13 protein-coding genes and 1 pseudogene are annotated in these 16,775 nt (G+C 72.5%); 7 read left to right on the top strand and 7 right to left on the bottom strand.

The genetic code is table 11. The features are described from left to right. Positions 1-243 precede the first annotated feature (243 nt). The 5 genes and pseudogenes from ALMP_RS31690 to ALMP_RS31670 form a co-directional block, all read left to right on the top strand. Positions 244-1,770, top strand: coding sequence for a hypothetical protein (locus tag ALMP_RS31690; protein ID WP_264934676.1), 1,527 nt, complete (start codon positions 244-246; stop codon positions 1,768-1,770). After that, entirely contained in the window at positions 1,767-3,317 is a 1,551-nt protein-coding gene (locus ALMP_RS31685) for a hypothetical protein (protein ID WP_264934674.1), read from the top strand. The genes ALMP_RS31690 and ALMP_RS31685 overlap by 4 nt, the downstream gene beginning before the upstream one ends. Further along, positions 3,314-4,855, top strand: coding sequence for a lipopolysaccharide biosynthesis protein (locus ALMP_RS31680; RefSeq protein ID WP_264934672.1), 1,542 nt, complete (start codon positions 3,314-3,316; stop codon positions 4,853-4,855). The genes ALMP_RS31685 and ALMP_RS31680 overlap by 4 nt, the downstream gene beginning before the upstream one ends. A gap of 133 nt (positions 4,856-4,988) precedes the next feature. Beyond that, positions 4,989-6,482: a fibronectin type III domain-containing protein gene (locus tag ALMP_RS31675; protein ID WP_264934670.1), complete on the top strand. Its 1,494-nt coding sequence runs from the start codon at positions 4,989-4,991 to the stop codon at positions 6,480-6,482. Beyond that, positions 6,479-6,898, top strand: a pseudogene (locus tag ALMP_RS31670) (adenylyltransferase/cytidyltransferase family protein); the annotation flags it as partial. The gene ALMP_RS31675 and the pseudogene ALMP_RS31670, both read left to right, overlap by 4 nt. Before the next feature lie 18 nt (positions 6,899-6,916). On the opposite strand, the gene ALMP_RS31665 reads toward ALMP_RS31670, so the two are convergent. Further along, positions 6,917-7,618 carry a CDP-alcohol phosphatidyltransferase family protein gene (locus ALMP_RS31665; RefSeq protein ID WP_264934669.1) on the bottom strand — a complete coding sequence of 234 codons (702 nt, stop codon included), beginning with the start codon at positions 7,616-7,618 and terminating at the stop codon, positions 6,917-6,919. 63 nt (positions 7,619-7,681) lie between these two features. Here ALMP_RS31665 and ALMP_RS31660 point away from each other — a divergent pair, with 63 nt between their 5' ends. After that, on the top strand, positions 7,682-9,193 hold the full coding sequence (locus ALMP_RS31660; protein ID WP_264934668.1) for a glycoside hydrolase family 55 protein: 1,512 nt from the start codon (positions 7,682-7,684) through the stop codon (positions 9,191-9,193). A 1-nt stretch (position 9,194) separates the two neighbouring features. Here ALMP_RS31660 and egtD read toward each other — a convergent pair whose 3' ends face one another. From egtD to egtA, 4 genes are read right to left on the bottom strand one after another with little or no spacing between them, the layout of a single operon-like run. Beyond that, a complete protein-coding gene (gene egtD / locus ALMP_RS31655; RefSeq protein WP_264934666.1) occupies positions 9,195-10,157 on the bottom strand; it encodes an L-histidine N(alpha)-methyltransferase in 963 nt (320 codons plus the stop codon). Next, positions 10,154-10,942: an ergothioneine biosynthesis protein EgtC gene (egtC, locus tag ALMP_RS31650; protein ID WP_264934664.1), complete on the bottom strand. Its 789-nt coding sequence runs from the start codon at positions 10,940-10,942 to the stop codon at positions 10,154-10,156. The genes egtD and egtC overlap by 4 nt, the downstream gene beginning before the upstream one ends. Next, a complete protein-coding gene (gene egtB, locus ALMP_RS31645) occupies positions 10,942-12,285 on the bottom strand; it encodes an ergothioneine biosynthesis protein EgtB (RefSeq protein WP_264934663.1) in 1,344 nt (447 codons plus the stop codon). The genes egtC and egtB overlap by 1 nt, the downstream gene beginning before the upstream one ends. Further along, positions 12,282-13,586: an ergothioneine biosynthesis glutamate--cysteine ligase EgtA gene (gene egtA / locus ALMP_RS31640; protein WP_264934661.1), complete on the bottom strand. Its 1,305-nt coding sequence runs from the start codon at positions 13,584-13,586 to the stop codon at positions 12,282-12,284. Before egtA ends, egtB begins: the two co-directional genes overlap by 4 nt. Positions 13,587-13,853: 267 nt before the next feature. On the opposite strand from egtA, the gene ALMP_RS31635 reads away from it, so the two are divergent. Continuing rightward, positions 13,854-14,675 carry a TIGR02452 family protein gene (locus ALMP_RS31635; protein ID WP_264934659.1) on the top strand — a complete coding sequence of 274 codons (822 nt, stop codon included), beginning with the start codon at positions 13,854-13,856 and terminating at the stop codon, positions 14,673-14,675. Here the strand turns inward: ALMP_RS31635 and ALMP_RS31630 are convergent. Then, entirely contained in the window at positions 14,660-15,106 is a 447-nt protein-coding gene (locus tag ALMP_RS31630; RefSeq protein ID WP_264934657.1) for a type II toxin-antitoxin system PemK/MazF family toxin, read from the bottom strand. The two genes, ALMP_RS31635 and ALMP_RS31630, sit on opposite strands and share 16 nt — an antisense overlap. Before the next feature lie 130 nt (positions 15,107-15,236). After that, a complete protein-coding gene (locus ALMP_RS31625) occupies positions 15,237-16,718 on the bottom strand; it encodes a flotillin family protein (protein WP_264934655.1) in 1,482 nt (493 codons plus the stop codon). Between the last annotated feature and the right edge of the window lie 57 nt (positions 16,719-16,775).

The following is a 16,775-nucleotide window of genomic DNA, read 5'->3' as shown; positions in this document are numbered from 1 at the left end:
ATCTGAAGTGAGGTCAGCCGGTCATCCGCGGCCTGCGACATCCGTCCGGCACCGGGCCGGGACTCGGCCGCGCGGAGACCTGCGCGACAAGCTATGCAGACTTGTCATGGTTTGGTGTAAAAGGCACGCCGCTGATAACTAAGATCACCCGATGACTCGGTTTGCGGACTGCTGCACAGAAGTTCTCGATTTGTGCGCGCCTAGGATCATTTGCAGAGTAAAGGCGCTATATATCTTTCGGTGATGTTTCAGCCTGAAAACTCGCTCGGCGGAGAGGTCGGAATGCAGGACGACGCGCGCGTCCGCAGTGTCGCTGCGGTCTTCCTCTGGGCCGTGGTGCTGACCCTCCTGCTGCCGGGGCTGATCCTCCAGTCGGACGGTGTGCGGCTCACGCCCGCGCTCGCTCTGCAGGGCGTCGTGGTGGCGCACACCGGCGGCGCGCTCGCCCGGGTGCTCACCGCGCCCACGGTGCGGTTCGTCGCCTTCGGCTTCTGGGTCTTCGCCTACATCTGGCTCGGCCTGGCGCCCCTGGCGATGGTCGCCACCGACACCTACCCATGGCCCTACCGGACCAGTGAGCAGACCACCTTCGAGGCCGTCGCGGTCGTCGAACTCGGGCTGCTCGCCTACAGCGCCGGAACGGCCCTCGCCGCCCGCCGCCGCCAGGACCGCGCCGGCACCGCCCCGCCGGGGCCACTGGAGCGAGTGCTCTCCCGCCGTGTCGCGCCCTGGCGCCTGCTGACGCTGTGCGGACTCGCCCTCGCCTTCACCTTTCTGCTGATCTCCCGTCAACCCAGCCGCCTTTCGGCCTACTTCACCAGCCGCCAGGCCATCTCCGAGGCCGGCGCGATGGAGAACGCGCAGGACGCCTTCCTCCAGGTCCTGCTCACCTGGTCGCTGTCCGTGCCCGCGTTCTGGGCACTGCTCGGCCTGCTGCGCGTACCGCGTGCGCCGGCCGGCGACCGCTGGCTGCGCGGCGTGCGCTGGCTGCTGCTGCCGGTGCTCCTCGCGCTGAACGCGGTCGTCAACAACCCGATCAGCAAGCCGAGGTTCTGGGTCGGCACCGTCCTGCTGACCCTGCTGTTCTCCGTTCCCCGGCTGTGCCGCCCCCGTGCCTTCAGGGCCACGGCGGCCGCCCTCATCGCCGCTCTCCTGGTCGTCTTCCCCTACAGCGACTACTTCCGCTACAGCGACCGCGAGGACGTCTCCGTCGTCTCCCTCGCCGACCAGTTCACCACCAACGGCGACTACGACGCCTTCCAGCAGGTGCTGACCGGCGTCGACTACGCGCGGGAGCACGGGTTCTCCCCGAAGGACGCGCTCGGCCCCCCGCTGTTCATGGTGCCGCGCTCGCTGTGGCCGGACAAACCCCGGGACACCGGCATCGAACTGGCCCGGTACGCGGGCTACGAGTTCCTCAACCTCTCGGCACCGCTGTGGATCGAGAGTTACCTGTGGGCCGGCCCCTTCGCGGTGGCCGTCGTCTTCTGCCTGCTCGGCGCGGTCGGACGGCGGGTGGACGACGTACGCCATCTGCTGCGCGACCGGCCGGGCACCCTCGCGGCGCTTCTGGTGCCGGCCTTCGCCTTCTACCAGATGGTCTTCCTGCGCGGCAGCCTGCTCGGCATCGCGGGCCCGCTGACGCTGCTGGTGGCCGTCCCGCTGCTCATCAGTACCCGTACCGCCCGGGCAACCCGCTTCCCCGCACCGGCGGTGCCGACCGCACCCATCCGTCACGCATCGATCCCCGGAACAGGAGGGCACCTGTGACCGGCCCCATCCTCTTTGACGACCGGTACGACGAGCCGGACCAGCTGCGCGACCAACTGCGCCGCATCCTGCGCCACCGTGTCCTGATCACGCTGGGAATCCTCCTGGGAGTGCTCGGGGGGCTGGCCCTGTCCGTACAGCGCGCTCACACCTACACCGCCACCAGCGAAGTCCTGGTGCGCTCCACCACCGACCCGTTCGGCGCGATCGGTGTCTCGGCCGACAACCAGATCAGCATGAGCACCGAGCAGCGGATCGCCGCCAGCGCGGCCGTCGTCCTGCGCGCGGCACGCATCCTGGAGCGGCCCGCCGACCAGGCCACCGCGCTCGGGTCCGCGCTGCGGGTCACCAACCCGATGAAGTCCCAGGTCCTGCGCTTCGAGTTCACCGACGACAACCCCGAGCGCGCGGCACGCGGCGCCAACGCCTTCGCCGAGGCCTATCTCGACGACCGCGAGAGCCGCAACGCCGCCACGGTGCAGCGGACCACCCGAGGCCTCCAGCAGCAGATCGCGGTGCTGAACCAGCGACTGGCGCTCGGCCAGGTCGAGGCGACGGCGAAGACCGCCGTGCAGCAGCAGCTCTACAACCTGCAAAAGCGCGTCCTCGACATCAAGTCCCGGGACACCGACGGCGGTGACGTCGTCCGCAAGGCCTCGGCGCCCACTCTGCCGGCGGGCCCCGGGCTGCGCACCATGCTCGCCCTCGGCCTCGGATGCGGACTCCTGCTCGGCATCGTGCTCGCCTGGGCGCGCTCCGCCCTCGACAACCGGGTCCGCTCGGTCGCCGAGGTCCAATCCGCCCTGCGCGCTCCGGTGCTCGGCATCCTGCCCTCCGACGACGGCGGCGACGACGCGCTGCTGACCGTCGGCCGCACCAGCAGCCCCCGCACGGAGGCCTACCGGGCGCTGGCGTTCCGGCTGCGGCAGAACGCCGGTCCGGCCGGCCAGAGCCGGGTGCTCGTGGTGGCCCCCCGGCAGAGCGGCGAGGCCGAGGAGGTCGGCGCCAACCTGGGCGCGGCCCTCGCCGACGACGGCGGCGACGTGCTGCTCGTGGACACCGCCCCCGACACCAGCGGCCTCGCCACCCGGCTGCCGCTGATGCCGTACGAGGCCCCCACCCTGGAGGAGGCGTTCCTGCCCGCCGGCAGCGTCCTCGTCGACACCCACGTCGACGGTCGCTTCGCCTTCGCCTCCAGCGGCACCGGCCGGCGCCGGGGCGTGACCGCCGAGCCCGACATGTCGACCGTCGTCGTCTCGGGGCCGTTCCTCACCCACGCCGACGCGCTGGCCGTCGCCCAGCGCGTCGACGGTGTCCTCGTGGTCGCCCGGCTCGACCGCACCCGGCGGGACGATCTGCGGCAGATGCAGGAGCTGATCGGCTGCTCCGGCGGACGCCTCCTCGGGGCCGTCCTCGACACCGGCCGCCCGCGCCGGCGCATGAAGGCCCTGCGCCGCCGTCCGAGGTTCGGGTCCTCGGCGCACGCCGACACCACGTCCATGGAACTTCCCGCGCAGGACGGCACGTTGAGCATCTCCCACCGATGACCGCCCCCGAGACGACCGCCCGCCCCCGCGCCGGCGCCGCCGCCCCGAGCGGGGTGGCCGCCACCGCGCGGGGCGGCTGGTGGGGGATGGCGGGTTCCGTCGCGAACGCCGTCTTCTCCTTCCTCCTCGTCGGCCTGATCACCCGGGCCGTCGGGGCCCAGGGGGCCGGCGCCGTCTTCACGGGCGTCGCCCTGTTCACCATCCTCAGCAACGCCTGCAAGCTCGGCGCCGACACCGGGCTCGTGCGTTTCGTACCGCGCGACCTCGCCGTGAACGACGGACGCTCGGTGGACGCCCTGCTGCGCACCGCCGTCCTGCCGGCGGCCGTGGCCGGCGTCGCGGCCGCCGTGCCGCTGGTGCTGTCCCCCTCGGTGGCCACCGCGCTCCTGCCGGATCTGGCGCGCGAGGACGCCGTCGCCCTGGTCCGCCTCTTCGGGCTGTTCCTGCCCGCCGCGACCGTGGGCATGGTGCTGCTCGGCGCCACCCGGGGATACGGCACGGTGGTGCCGTTCGTCGCCGTGGAGCAGATCGGCAAACCGGTGCTGCGGGTGCTGATCGCCGTCCCCGTGGCCTTCTGGGCGCCCGGGGTGCTGTCCCTGGCCTCGGCCTGGCTGCTGCCCGCGCTGGCCGGCTCGGTCGCCGCCTGGATCTGCCTGCGCCGCTGCCGTGCCGCCCGTCCCGCGGTCCCACCGGCGGAAGGGGAGAGCGTTCCGTGGCGGGACTTCTGGGGCTTCTCCGCGCCGCGCGCGATCTCCTCCGTCTTCGACATCGGCGCGGTCTGGGTCGGCGTCATCCTGCTGTCCGTGCTGGCCACCCCCGACGAGGCGGGCGTGTACACCGCCATCGGCCGCGTCGTCACCGCGGGCACCCTCGTGCAACTCGCGGTCCGGCTCGCGGTCGCACCGGAGCTCAGCCGTCTGCTCGCCGTCGACAGGATTGACGAGGCGCGGGATCTGCACCGGGTCTCCACCTGCTGGACCGTGCTCTTCTCCTGGCCGCTGTTCGGTGTCGTCGCCTGCTTCCCCGGGACCGTCCTGTCCGTTTTCGGGCCGGAGTTCACCGACGGCGCCCTGGCGCTGCTGGTGCTGTGCGCGGCCTCCATGGTCAACGTCGCGGTCGGCAACGCCCAGACCGTGCTGCTCATGGCCGGCCGCAGCTCCTGGCATCTGGCCGTCACGGCCGTGGCGTTCACGGTGCAGCTGACCGTCGGCGTGCTCGCCGTACCGGTCTGGGGGGTGCTCGGCGCCGCGGTGTCCTGGGGCGCCGCCATCGTCGTGGAGAACCTCTCGGCGGCCGTGCTCATCAGGCTGCGCCTCGGCTTCACCACCGTGCACGGCGCCTATATGAAGGCGCTCGCCGTCGGTCTGGCCGTCTCGTTGCTGCCGATGGCCTCGCGGCAGGACCATGGTGACACTCCGTCAGGACTCGCCGTGGGAATGGCCTTGGGAATGTGCGTATTTGGTATTACTTTGTGGCGATATCAGACGTCGCTGAGGGTGAGCGAACTGGTCGGAGTGCTGCGCCGCCGCGCCGCATGAGCCCAGACCGGTCGTACCGTCCCGGGCCACCCCGTCGGCGTCCCTCCCCTCCACCACTGCCATCCCGGGGTCTCCCTTGCACCTGAGAAAACTCCGTACGAAGCCGGTCGCCAGGGTCGCTGCCACCGCACTCGTGTGCGGCGCCACCGCCCTGCTCGACTCCCCCCTCGCCGCGGCCGCCGACGGCACACCGGCGTTCTCCGCCGATCACCTGACGACCTGGCAGACGGACGGGATCGTCTGGTCGCTGGCCGCCGCGAACGGTGTCGTCTACGTCGGAGGATCCTTCGACACCGTCCGCCCGCCGGGGGCCGCGCCCGGCGACCGCCTGGTGAAGCGCCGCAACTTCGCCGCCTTCGACGCCGTGACCGGCAAACTGCTGCCCTGCGCCCCGTCGTTCAACGGCCACAACCACACCGTGCGGGCCATGAAGGCCTCCCCCGACGGCCGAGTGCTGTACGTGGGCGGATCCTTCAACCGTGCCGGATCCACCGCGGTGGCCAACGCCGCCGCCCTCGACACGGCCGGCTGCACCGTGAAGGAGACCTTCCGGCCGTCGGTGTCCGCCACCGTCCGTGCCATCGAGACCACGGGCAACGCGGTCTACCTGGGAGGCGACTTCACCAAGGTCGGCGGACAGCCCAGGAACCGGGTCGCCGCGCTCACCCCCCAGGGCTCCCTGATGCCCTTCCGGGCCGACGTCGACCAGCCGGTGCGCGCCCTGTCGGTCGCCTCTTCGCACGGCAGGCTCTTCCTCGGGGGCGACTTCGGATCGGTCAACGGAAAGGCGGCCCGCGCGCTCGTCACGCTGCACCCCACCACCGGCAAGACCATCGTCACCTACCCGGACTGGTTCCCGCCGCAGTCGTCGGTGAAGACGATCGCCCGCGACCAGACCCGCTTCTTCGTGGGCGCCGAGGGCCGCGGGCCCGGCATCTTCGACGGCCGGATCGCCGGCCGGCTCACCAACGGCACCCTGGTGTGGAAGGACACCTGCCTCGGCGCCACCCAGTCGGTCCTGCCCTACAAGGGCGTCCTCTTCAGCGCCTCGCACGCGCACAACTGCAGCGAGACGCCCGGCGGGTTCCCCGAGCGCGGCGACCGGCAGCACCTGCTGGCCCAGTCGATCAACGACCGCAGGATCCTGCACTGGTTCCCCGACACCAACGACGGCCTCGGGGAGCAGGTGGGCCCCCGCGCCCTGGTCGTGTCACGGGGCGTGCTGTGGGTGGGCGGCGAGTTCACCCGGGTCAACGACAAGCCGCAGCAGGGCCTCACCCGCTTCGGCAGCCGGGACACCGGGGCCCCCGCGGTCCCCGCCCTGTCGCTGTCCGAGACCGCCCCCGGCAAGGTCACCCTCACTTGGCGCGCCTCCTGGGACCGGGACGACGCCTACCTGACGTACCGGATCTACCGCGACGGCACCCTCGTGGCACGCAAGACCAAGTCCTCCACCCACTGGGACCGTCCGAAGCTCAGCCACACCGACACCGTGCCCGCCGGTACCCGCCACACCTACACCCTCGAGGTGACCGACGGGACGAACACCTCGCCCAAGTCGAACTCCGTGACCGTGACCGTGCCGTCGAAGGCGGCCCAGGACCGAAGGGTGGGTGACGCGCAGTGACACGCATCGGATTCGCGCCCGGCGTCTACGACCTGTTCCACATCGGGCACCTCAACGTCCTGCGCGAGGCGCGCAAGCACTGCGACCGGCTCGTGGCCGGCGTGACCTCCGACGACCTGACCGCGCGCCTGAAGGGCCGGGTCCCCGTCGTCCCGCTGGCCGAGCGCCTGGAGATCGTCCAGGGGGTGCGCTATGTCGACGAGGCCATCGTGGAGACCGAGGTCGACAAGCTGAGCACCTGGAGACGGGTCGGTTTCCACGTCATCTTCAAGGGCGACGACTGGCTGGGGACGCCCAAGTGGACGGAGTACGAACGACGCTTCGCGGAGGTCGGAGTGGACGTCGTGTACTTCCCGTACACCATGCACACCTCCAGCACCCTGCTGCGCGGAGCCCTGGAACTGCTCTCCACCCGCCAGTCGCCGGAGATTCCCTCAGCGCAGCTCCCGGAACCACTTCACCAGGAAGGCGCCCATGAACAGAACGTGGGCCGCCAGCAGCGCGCAGTACACGACGAGGAAGACCTGCTGGCTTCCCAGGAGTAGGAAGCTGACGCAGGTCAGGCCGTAGTCGACCGGCAGGAGTAGCACGGAGCGCAGCCCCGTGGGCGCCCCTGCCGGGGCTGCGCCGGGCGTGCGCCACTTGAGCTTCTCCGTCAGGATCCCGCCGAAGAAGATCACCACGGCCGCGAGCTGGAAGACCATCGGGGCCAGCAGGAAGACCGGGCCGGGCAGCGTGAAGAACCGGTAGAACGACACCAGCACCACCAGGTGCAGGGTGACGATCTTGACGCAGTCCAGCACATGGTCGAGCCACTCGCCCGAGGGGCTCCCCGAGCGCTGGCCGCGCGCGAGCTGGCCGTCCGCCGAGTCCAGCGCGAACCCCACGACCAGGGCCGCGCCGACGCAGGCCGCCATCCCCGGGCCGGGCGGCAGCAGCGCCACCGCGGCCAGGGCCGGGAAGGTGAACAGCGCGCCGAGGACGGTCAGCTGATTCGGCGTCGCCCCCACCCGGTAGGCCAGCGCGGCCAGGAAGCGGCCGGCCGGGCGATTGACGAACACGGTGTAGAGCGAGGCCCCCTTCGGGGGCTTCTGCGCCGCCGACAGGTGTCTGAACACCTCGGCAAAATCAGACATTTTACTCCTTTTAGGAATAAAGCGGCTGGAAAGAAGGCAATTATGACAGAACGGGGAGGCGGGATGTCTCGTCTCAGCCGTCGGCAACTTCTGCGTGGCGGAGCGACGGTGCTCGCCACGACGGCCCTGACGGCGCACAGCGCGTCCGCCGCCGTCGGACCGGAAGCCCGCCCCGCTCCGCCCGGTCCCGCCGGTCCCGGCCGGGGCCGCGGGGCCCGGCCGCCGCTCGTGATCAATGTGGCCGACCTCGGAGCGGTGGGCGACGGACGGACCGACGACACCACCGCGTTCGAGATCGCCTACTCGCTCGCGGCCTCCCGGGTCTCCCGCGGTGTCGGGCGCACGGTGATCGAGATCCCGGCCGGCGACTTCCTCATCACCCGTCCGCACGCGCTGCTGAACGGCGTCGCCCCGCCGCGCGCGGCCAACGGGCTGCGCTTCAGCGGGGCGGGCAAGCGTATGACCACTCTCGTCTTCCGCCCCCGCACCGGCCCGGGCTCCTACCTCTGCCGCAACGAGGACGTCTGGTCGAACCTCTCCTTCGAGCGCGTCCAGTTCCGCTCGGCCACGCCGGGCGCTTCCTTCTTCAGCTCGTACTCCACCGGGCAGGCCCAGGACTACCGGTTCTCGGAGTGCGAGTGGATGGGGGAGTGGGAGTACGGCATCGGCCTGGACGGCACGGACACCAACTCGGAGATGCGCTGGGAGGCGTGCCGGGTCGGCGGCAGCTACCGCAGGGCGTTCCTGTACTCCGGTCTCTCGCAGCGCCACCAGCCGGACCCCAACGACCAGGACCAGTTCCTCAACTACTGGTTCACCGACATGAAGGTCGAGTACGAGTGGGGCAACTTCCTGGAGTTCCCCTACGGCGGTTCGATCACCTGCCGGGGCGGCTCGTACATCATCACCGGCGTCCGCCCGGAACCCACCGAGGAGTACGGCACCAGCAGCACCTTCTTCCGCTTCCCGGTGGCCCGGCACCATGACTCGGTGCAGCGGTTCCACGCCGAGGACATCCGCTTCGAGGTGCGCAACCCGGACGCCCGCGTCATCGACAGCATGTGGCGGACCGGCACGATCCACTTCAGCGACTGCGACGACACCGGAATCGCCTTCAAGGACTTCTCCGCCGACGCCCGACCGCACCGCTACACGGTGGGCCCGCGCGGGCCGCTCATCCGCTACGACTCCTGCCAGCTGGTCGGCCGGCACGAGTACCGGACGACCGACGGGCGGCAGGACCTGCCGACGCTCGCCCGCTACGACATGTGCCTGCTGCGCAGCCACCCGGCGAACGAGTTCCTGGTGACCGAGGGCACCGCGCGGGCCGGCTTCGTCAGCTTCGTCGACTGCCTCGACGGCTCCGGCGCGGTCGACGAGTCCACGGCGGGCCCCGGCGCGGTCGAGGAGTCCACGGCGGGCCCCGGCGTCGTCGAGGAGCCCGCGACGGGTTCCGGCGCCGTCGAGGACTCCGCGACGGCCGAGGCGAGCAGCCCGCCCCTGACGCCCCCGTCGCCGCCGTCGTCTCCCGCGTCCCCGCCTTCGTTCTCGTCGGCGCCGGGCCCGTCGTCCTGAGTCAGCGCGCGACGCTCAGCGACAGCGCGAAGCGTCCGGCGCGGTCCGTCCACCAGTGCGTCAGCTCCAGGCCCGCGGCGGCCAGTTCACCGCGCACTCCGTCCTCCCGGAACTTCGCCGACACCTCCGTCCGCAGCTCCTCGCCCGCCGCGAAGTCGACGGCGAGGTCGAGCGCGGGGATCTTCACCGTCTGCGCCCGCCGCGAGCGCAGCCGCATCTCGATCCACTCGCGGCCGGCGTCCCAGAGGGCCACATGGTCGAAGGCGCCGGCGTCGAAGTCGGCGCCCAGCTCCCGGTTGACGACCGTCAGCACGTTCCTGTTGAACGCGGCCGTCACCCCGGCCGCGTCGTCGTACGCCCGGACCAGCACCCCCTCGTCCTTGACCAGGTCCGTGCCCAGCAGCAGCGCGTCGCCCGGCGCCAGCAGGGCCCGGACCGAGGCGAGGAAAACCGCCCGCTCGCGCGGCAGCAGGTTGCCGATGGTGCCGCCGAGGAACGCCAGCAGCCGCGGGCCCGGAGTGTCCGGCAGCGCCAGCCGGGCGGTGAAGTCGGCGATCAGGGCGTGCACGTGCAGCCCCGGATGCTCGGCGATCAGCGCGTGTCCGGCCCCGGTGAGCGCGCTCTCGCTGACGTCGACCGGCACATAGGTGTGCAGGCCGGTCAGCGCCTCGATCAGATGGCGGGTCTTCTCCGAGGAGCCCGAGCCCAGCTCGACGAGGGTGCGGGCGCCGGACGCGGCGGCGATCTCGGCGGCGCGGTCCAGGAGGATCTCGCGCTCGGCGCGCGTCGGGTAGTACTCGGGCAGTTCGGTGATCCGCTCGAACAGCTCGCTGCCGTGCGCGTCGTAGAACCACTTCGGCGGCAGCGTCTTCGGGGTGGCGGTGAGGCCGTGCAGGACATCGGCGCGCAGAGCGGCGTCCGTGGCGTCCTCGGGAAGGGTTCGGGTGATGTGGAACGGACTCACGTGCGGGTCTCCTCAGGTGGTACGGGTGCCGCGTCCGCGCCCGGGTCCTTGAGCGGGGTGAGCAGGACCTCGGCGCGGTCCGCCGTGAGCAGGGTGCGATCCGGCACCTCCCGCCAGCGCGGGTCGTCGTCGTGGGGCTCGGAGGCCACGACCACGCGGCCGGACTCCGTCAGGTACCAGAGGGTGTCGCCCCAGGCGGTCGCGGTGATCGTCGTGCCGTCGGTTAGCAGCAGGTTGAGACGGGAGTCGGGGGCCGCCGCGCCGACCTCCAGCACGGTGTCGGCCAGCGCCTGGCCCGCGGTGTCCCCGGCCCGCAGCCGGGCCAGGACCAGCGCCCACACGAACGCGGAGTCGTTGCGGGCCTCCATCGACAGCAGGTCGGCCGCGGGCAGCGACCGCGCGAGCGGCTCCAGGGAGCCCGGCCAGCCCCTGACCGCCCCGTTGTGGCTGAACAGCCAGGAACCCGCGGCGAACGGCGCCGCCGCGGCCTCCGCGTCCGCTCCGGCCAGCGTCGCGTCCCGTACGGCGGCCAGCAGCGCGCCGCTGCGCACCACCCGGGCCAGGTCGGCGAAGGACAGGTCCGCCCAGATGGGTCCGGCCCGGCGGTAGCGGGCCGGCACCGGGTCGCCCTCGGCGTACCAACCCACCCCGAAACCGTCGGCGTTGACCGTGCCGTGCCGCTGCCGCCGGGGCGCCCACGACTGGCGGTACAGGCCGTGCGGGGGCTCCACGAGCAGTCGGCCGAGCGGCTCCGGCGGCCCCACGTACGCCGTATGCCGGCACATCAGACGGCCTCCGAACGGGCGGTGCGGAAACCGGAGAAGATCTGCCGCCGGATCGGGTGGTCCCAGTTGCGGAAGGTGCCCCGGCAGGCGACCGGGTCCACCGCGAAGGAACCGCCGCGCAGCACCTTGTAGTCCGGCCCGAAGAACACCTCCGAGTACTCCTTGTACGGGAAGGCCCGGAACCCGGGGTAGGGCCGGAAGTCGCTCGCCGTCCACTCCCACACGTCGCCGATCAACTGCCGTACGCCGAGCGGCGACTCACCCGCCGGGTAGCTGCCGGCGGGGGCGGGCCGCAGATGGCGCTGGCCGAGGTTGGCGTGCTCGGGACCGGGGTCGGCGTCGCCCCACGGGTAACGCGTCGAGCCGCCCGTCACCGGGTCGAAGCGGGCCGCCTTCTCCCACTCGGCCTCGGTGGGCAGCCGGCGCCCGGCCCAGCGGGCGAAGGCGTCCGCCTCGTACCAGCACACGTGCAGCACCGGCTCCTCGCGCGGCACGGCCTCGGTGACGCCGAAGCGGCGGCGCAGCCACTGCCCGCCGTCGCGGTGCCAGAACAGCGGGGCGCGGATGGAGTGCCGGCGGATGTGCGCCCAGCCCTCCGGTGCCCACCAGCGCTCGTCGTCGTAGCCGCCGTCCTCGATGAAGGCCTGGTAGGCGCCGTTGGTGACCGGGGTGGTGTCGATGTGGAAGGGCGCCACCTCCCTCCGGTGTGCCGGGCGTTCGTTGTCCAGCGCCCACGGTTCGCCGGAGGTGCCCATCGTGAACGGGCCGCCGGGGACCAGCACTTCGGCGGGGCCCGTGAACAGCGGCACCGGATCCGGGTCGGGGGCGGTGAGGGCGGGCGGGCCCGAACGGAGCTGATGGGTGATCAGCATCGTCTCGTCGTGCTGCTGTTCGTGCTGCGCGATCATTCCGAAGGCGAAGCCCGCCTCCGTCAGCCGCGTGCCGTGGAAGTCGGCCGCCTCCAGCACGTCCAGCGCCCTTCCGCGCACCTCGGCCGCGTACCGGCGGGCCTCGTCCGGCGGCAGCAGCGGCAGCGACGGCCGCTCGGCGCGCGGATGCTCGAAGGCGTCGTACAGGCTGTCGATCTCGGGGCGTATCGCCTCCTGGCCTGCCACCGCGCGCAGCAGCCACTGCTCCTCCTGGTTGCCGATGTGCGCGAGGTCCCACACCAGTGGGGACATCAGCGGGGAGTGCTGGGCGGTCAGGTCGGGGTCCTCGACACAGCTGGTCAGCAGGGTGGTGCGGTCCCGCGCGGTGAGCAGCGAGGTCAGCGCGCGCTTGCGCAGGGCGTCGGCGTCGGTGTCGGTGCCGGTGTCGGGGGTCTCGGGTGCGGGCCCGGTCATGGGCGGAAGTCCTTCCCGTGGGTGCGGCCGTCGGGGTGGCCCAGGAGGTCGAGCTGGTCGTCGGCGGGGCAGCGGCCCCGCAGGACATAGCGGTCCAGGTAGGCGCCGACGGCGTCGGTGACCGCGAGGCCGGCACCGAGCCGGGGCAGCGCCTCCAGCGCGGCCGTGAAGCAGGCGACGGCGACCTCGCGCAGCTCGGGATCGGTCAGCCCGGCGCGGGCCGCCTGGATCCACAGCGGGTTGTGCGGGGCGGGACGCGGCAGGGCCCGTTCGGCCAGCGGTTTCACCGCGCGGTGGGCGCTCTCGGCGGCCTCCGGGTCGTCGAACAGCGCGGTCGTCACGGCGAGCGGCACGATCCAGCCGTCCTCGCCGGGCTGCGCGTCGATCATGCGCAGCTCCAGATGGCCGCGCGGCCGCACCGGCGGGAACAGGGTGGAGATGTGGTAGTCGAGATCCGCCCGGGTCGGCGTGCCCGTCCTGGTCCACTCGCGGAACGTCAGCCGCTCGGGCACGTCCCAGGGGCCGCTGTCGCGGCGTACGCACATCACCGGCGCGTCCAGCACGTGCCGGGCCCAGGCCGTGCGGGGGTCGGCGTCCGGGAGGGGAGCGCCCGCGCGGCCGGCGCCGATCTCCATCCACAGCAACTGCCGGGTGCAGCGCCAGCCGGTGGGGGTGCTGCCGAGCACGGGGGAGTTGGCGAAGGCGGCGACCAGCACCGCGCCGAGCGTGTGCGCCATCCACCAGCGCCGCCCGTGCCCCAGCGGGCCGGGCTCCTCGTGGCCGGCGTCCAGGCAGACCTGCACGGACGCCGAGGTGCACATCATGGCCCGGCCGGCCGGACCCGTGCGGTCCAGGCAGGCCTCCATGGCGTCGTAGCGGGGCTCGTGCAGGAACCGGCGGGGCGGGTGCCAGGGGTCCGTGCCCAGGCCGGACAGGGCGAGGCCCGACTCGCGCAGGACCGCGCGGACGGCGGCCAGGTCGGCGGAGACGGTGTCGACGCACTCCGTGAGGGAGGCGGCGGGCGGCGAGCTCAGCTCCAGCTGTCCGCCGGGTTCCACGGTGAGGGCCGACCCCAACGGCACGGACCCCAGTGCGGCATAGGCCGCTTCCAGTCGTTCGGGTGTCACGGGGAGCCGCGGTTCGCGCAGCTCGTGGACGAGCCATTCCAGTTCGACCCCGACGGTGCGGGGCGGGCCGGTCTTGAAACAGATGCCCCGGACCAGAGCTTCCACCTCGGCCTCGGTGAGGGCGGTACGGGGCTCCGTACAGCCGTCCACCGAGATGCTTGACGAATCGGACATGTCGGGATCCTCCTGAGATTCCACCATGCCACCGGTCCGGCGTCGGTGGACCCGGACCGGCATCACCTGTCCCACCCAAGACCGTCAGCGCCGTTCGCACAAGGGTGCACAACGGTACCTTCAGGACTCGGAATGCGAAATTCCGAGTTGTTTCGGGGCTCGGGAAACCCTGTTGCACCGCAGGACGGGCATCGCTCAGGATGCGTTCATGAGCACGACGGGGGAGAGGCGCCGGCGTGTGTTCACGGCGCGCACGGGGGTGGCGCCGTGAGCGCGCGGCTGCGCGGCATCGCGCGCCAGACCGAGGAGATCGTGGCCGCGGGCGGGTACCGCACGGCCGACGGGCGCGAGGTGTCCCTCGCGGCGCGCATCCGGGCGGCCCGGGAGGGCACCCGCGTGGTCGGGCCGGACCCGGTGCCCGTGCCCCGGCGGGCACCGGTGGAGACGTCCGTCGAGGTCACCGGCGAGAGCAGCCTGGAAGCCGCCCGCCGCCTCGCGGACACGGCACCGGTGGCGGTACTCAACTTCGCCTCCGCCCGCAACCCCGGCGGCGGCTACCTCAACGGCGCCCAGGCCCAGGAGGAGGCCCTGTGCCGCGCCTCCGCACTGCACACCTGCCTGCTGCGGGCACGCGCGTTCTACGACCACCACCGCGCCCACCGCGACCCCGTCTACACGGACCGTGTCATCCACTCACCGGCCGTGCCCGTCTTCCGCGACGACCGGGGCCGGTTGCTGGACGAGCCCTACAGCGCCGGATTCCTCACGGCCGCCGCGCCGAACGCGGGCGTGGTGCTGCGTACGGAGCCGCGACGCGCGCCCGAGCTGCCGCGCGCCCTCGCCGTCCGCGCCGAGCGGGTCCTGGAGACCGCCGCCGCGCACGGCTACCGGCGGCTGGTGCTCGGCGCCTGGGGCTGCGGCGTCTTCCGCAACGACCCCGCGCAGGTGGCGGGGGCGTTCCGGGCGCTGCTCGGCCCCGGCGGGCGGTTCGCGCACACCTTCGAGCACGTGGTGTTCGGGGTGCTGGACCGGACGCCGGACAGCGCGGTGCGGGGCGCCTTCGCGCGGGCCTTTCAGCTCCAGCCGTAGCGCTCGCGCAGCCGGTGCACCACCAGGTTGAACCGCATCCGGTCCAGCGCGCACGCCTCCCGCCGCATGCCCTGCTCGTGCAGGCGCAGCACCCGGTCCACGTCGACCCAGGAGTCGCGTCCCGAGCGGTCCCAGGGCCCGTTGCCGATCGGCACCCACTCCCGGTCCCCGTCGTGCCGCTTGCTCGACAGCTGCACGGCGAGAAACGTCCCGGCCGCCTCACGGGCGACCACCAGCACCGGACGGTCCTTGCCCCGCCCGTCGTTCTCCTCGAACGGCACCCACGTCCAGACGATCTCCCCGGGATCGGGGTCGCCGTCGTGCGCGGGGGAGTACTCGGTGCGCACCCGGCCGACCTCGCGCGGGTCGGCCTCGGTGGTGGCCGAGGGGCCGGAACGGCCGGGAACGTGCTCTTCGGTAAACGCGGTCACGGGGGCACCTTAGAGGCTTGCCCGGTGGGCTCCCCGTGAGGGTTCCCCCGCGGATTCCCCTGGGTTCCCCGTGAAGGTGCCCTCGTGGCATCCCCGTGGGGGCACCTCGAAGGGCGCCCCCACGGGAGCGTCACTTCTCCTCGACGGGCACCTTCCGCGCGGGCGGCGCGGGCACCACGCCGTTGAGGGAACTCTCCGGCGCCCCCTGGCCGTTGGGGTTCATGGACGCCAGCAGCTGCCGGGCAAGACCCAGGCCGGTGCCGCCCATCGTGAGCGCCTTGGCGAACAGCTCGGACATGCCGTCGGCGCCGTTGAGCAGCACCATGTTGTCGACATTGCCGAAGGCGGACGCGCCGGCCCGGACGATCTCCGGCCAGTTCTCGGCGAGTTGCTGGGCGACGACGGCCTCCTGGTTCTCGGCGAGGGCGGCGGCCCGCGCCTTGATGGCCTCGGCCTCCGCGAGCCCCTTCGCCCTGGCCGCCTCGGCCTCCGCGAGCCCCTTCGCCTGGGCGGCGGCCGCCTCGGCCTCACCGGTGGCCCGGGTCGCCGCCGCCGTGGCCGCACCCCGGGTCTTCGTCGCCTCGGCCTCCGCGCCGGCCGCCGTCTTCACCCGGGTCGCCTCGGCGGCGGCCGCCAGCTCCGTCTCCTTCGCCTTGGCCTGCGCCGCCGAGATCCGCGCGTCACGCTCGGCCTCGGCCAGGGTCCGCTTCTCGTACGCCATCGCGTCCGCGGGCTTGCGGACATCGGCCTGGAGCTGCTGCTCGCGCCGGTGCGCCTCCAGTTCGGCGACCCGCGTCTCCTGCACGACGACCTCCTGCCGGGCGGCGGCCTCGGCCAACGGTCCCGCCTGCCGGGCCGCCGCGGCCGCCTTGTCCCGTTCGGCCTGGTAGCCGGCCTGGAGGATCTCGCTGTCCCGGGTGGCCTCCGCCATCCGCGCGAACGACTGCTGCTCCGCCTCCGTCGCCAGCCGGTTGGCCTCCGCCTGCGCGATCCGCGCGTCGCGCTGCACGGCCGCCGCGTGCGGCATCGCCAGGTTCTTGATGTAACCGGTCGGGTCCTCGATCTCGTGGATCTGCAACGAGTCCACGATCAGGCCCAGTTTCTCCATCTCCGTGCCGCACGCGGCCCGGGTCTGCCCGGTGAGCTTCTCCCGGTCCCGGATCATGTCCTCGACGGTCAACCCGCCCACGATGGACCGCAGATGGCCGGCGAAGACGTTGTGCACCCGCTCCGACATCAGCTTCTGCTGGTCCAGGAAGCGGCGGGCCGCGTTGGCGATCGACACGAAGTCGTCGCCCACCTTGAAGATGACCACGCCGCGCACCCTGAGCGGAATGCCCTGGTGGGTCACGCAGTCCACCTGGAGTTCCGTCTCGTTCAGGTCCAGCGACAGCTTCCGCACCACCTGCACCCCGGGCAGCACCAGCGTGCCCCGGCCGGTGACGATGCGAAAGCCCATGCCCTCCTCCAGCCCCTCCGTACGGTGCGCGGAGCCGGAGATGACGAGTGCCTCGTTGGGTTCGGCGACCCGCCACATCATCTTGAACAGACCGATCACAACGAGGGCGGCGACGACCGCCACCCCCGCAACCACGCCGACGACCATCGGCATACGCCCCCTTTTGATGGTGCCCGTCCGGCACCGGACGAAGGGAGTGTGCGCCCGCAC

Origin of the sequence: Streptomyces sp. A012304, assembly GCF_026008495.1 — a bacterium.
GTDB lineage: Bacteria > Actinomycetota > Actinomycetes > Streptomycetales > Streptomycetaceae > Streptomyces.
The sequence above is the reverse complement of the archived record's forward strand: the minus strand, read 5'-3'. Positions and strand labels throughout refer to the sequence as shown.

Excerpts from the sequence above, each read along its gene's own strand:
- ALMP_RS31665 (WP_264934669.1), bottom strand. The coding sequence starts at position 7,618 with ATGTCTGATTTTGCCGAGGTGTTCAGACACCTGTCGGCGGCGCAGAAG.
- egtA (WP_264934661.1), bottom strand. The coding sequence starts at position 13,586 with ATGTCCGATTCGTCAAGCATCTCGGTGGACGGCTGTACGGAGCCCCGT.
- ALMP_RS31625 (WP_264934655.1), bottom strand. The coding sequence starts at position 16,718 with ATGCCGATGGTCGTCGGCGTGGTTGCGGGGGTGGCGGTCGTCGCCGCC.
- egtB (WP_264934663.1), bottom strand. The coding sequence starts at position 12,285 with ATGACCGGGCCCGCACCCGAGACCCCCGACACCGGCACCGACACCGAC.
- ALMP_RS31680 (WP_264934672.1), top strand. The coding sequence starts at position 3,314 with ATGACCGCCCCCGAGACGACCGCCCGCCCCCGCGCCGGCGCCGCCGCC.
- ALMP_RS31690 (WP_264934676.1), top strand. The coding sequence starts at position 244 with ATGTTTCAGCCTGAAAACTCGCTCGGCGGAGAGGTCGGAATGCAGGAC.
- egtC (WP_264934664.1), bottom strand. The coding sequence starts at position 10,942 with ATGTGCCGGCATACGGCGTACGTGGGGCCGCCGGAGCCGCTCGGCCGA.
- ALMP_RS31660 (WP_264934668.1), top strand. The coding sequence starts at position 7,682 with ATGTCTCGTCTCAGCCGTCGGCAACTTCTGCGTGGCGGAGCGACGGTG.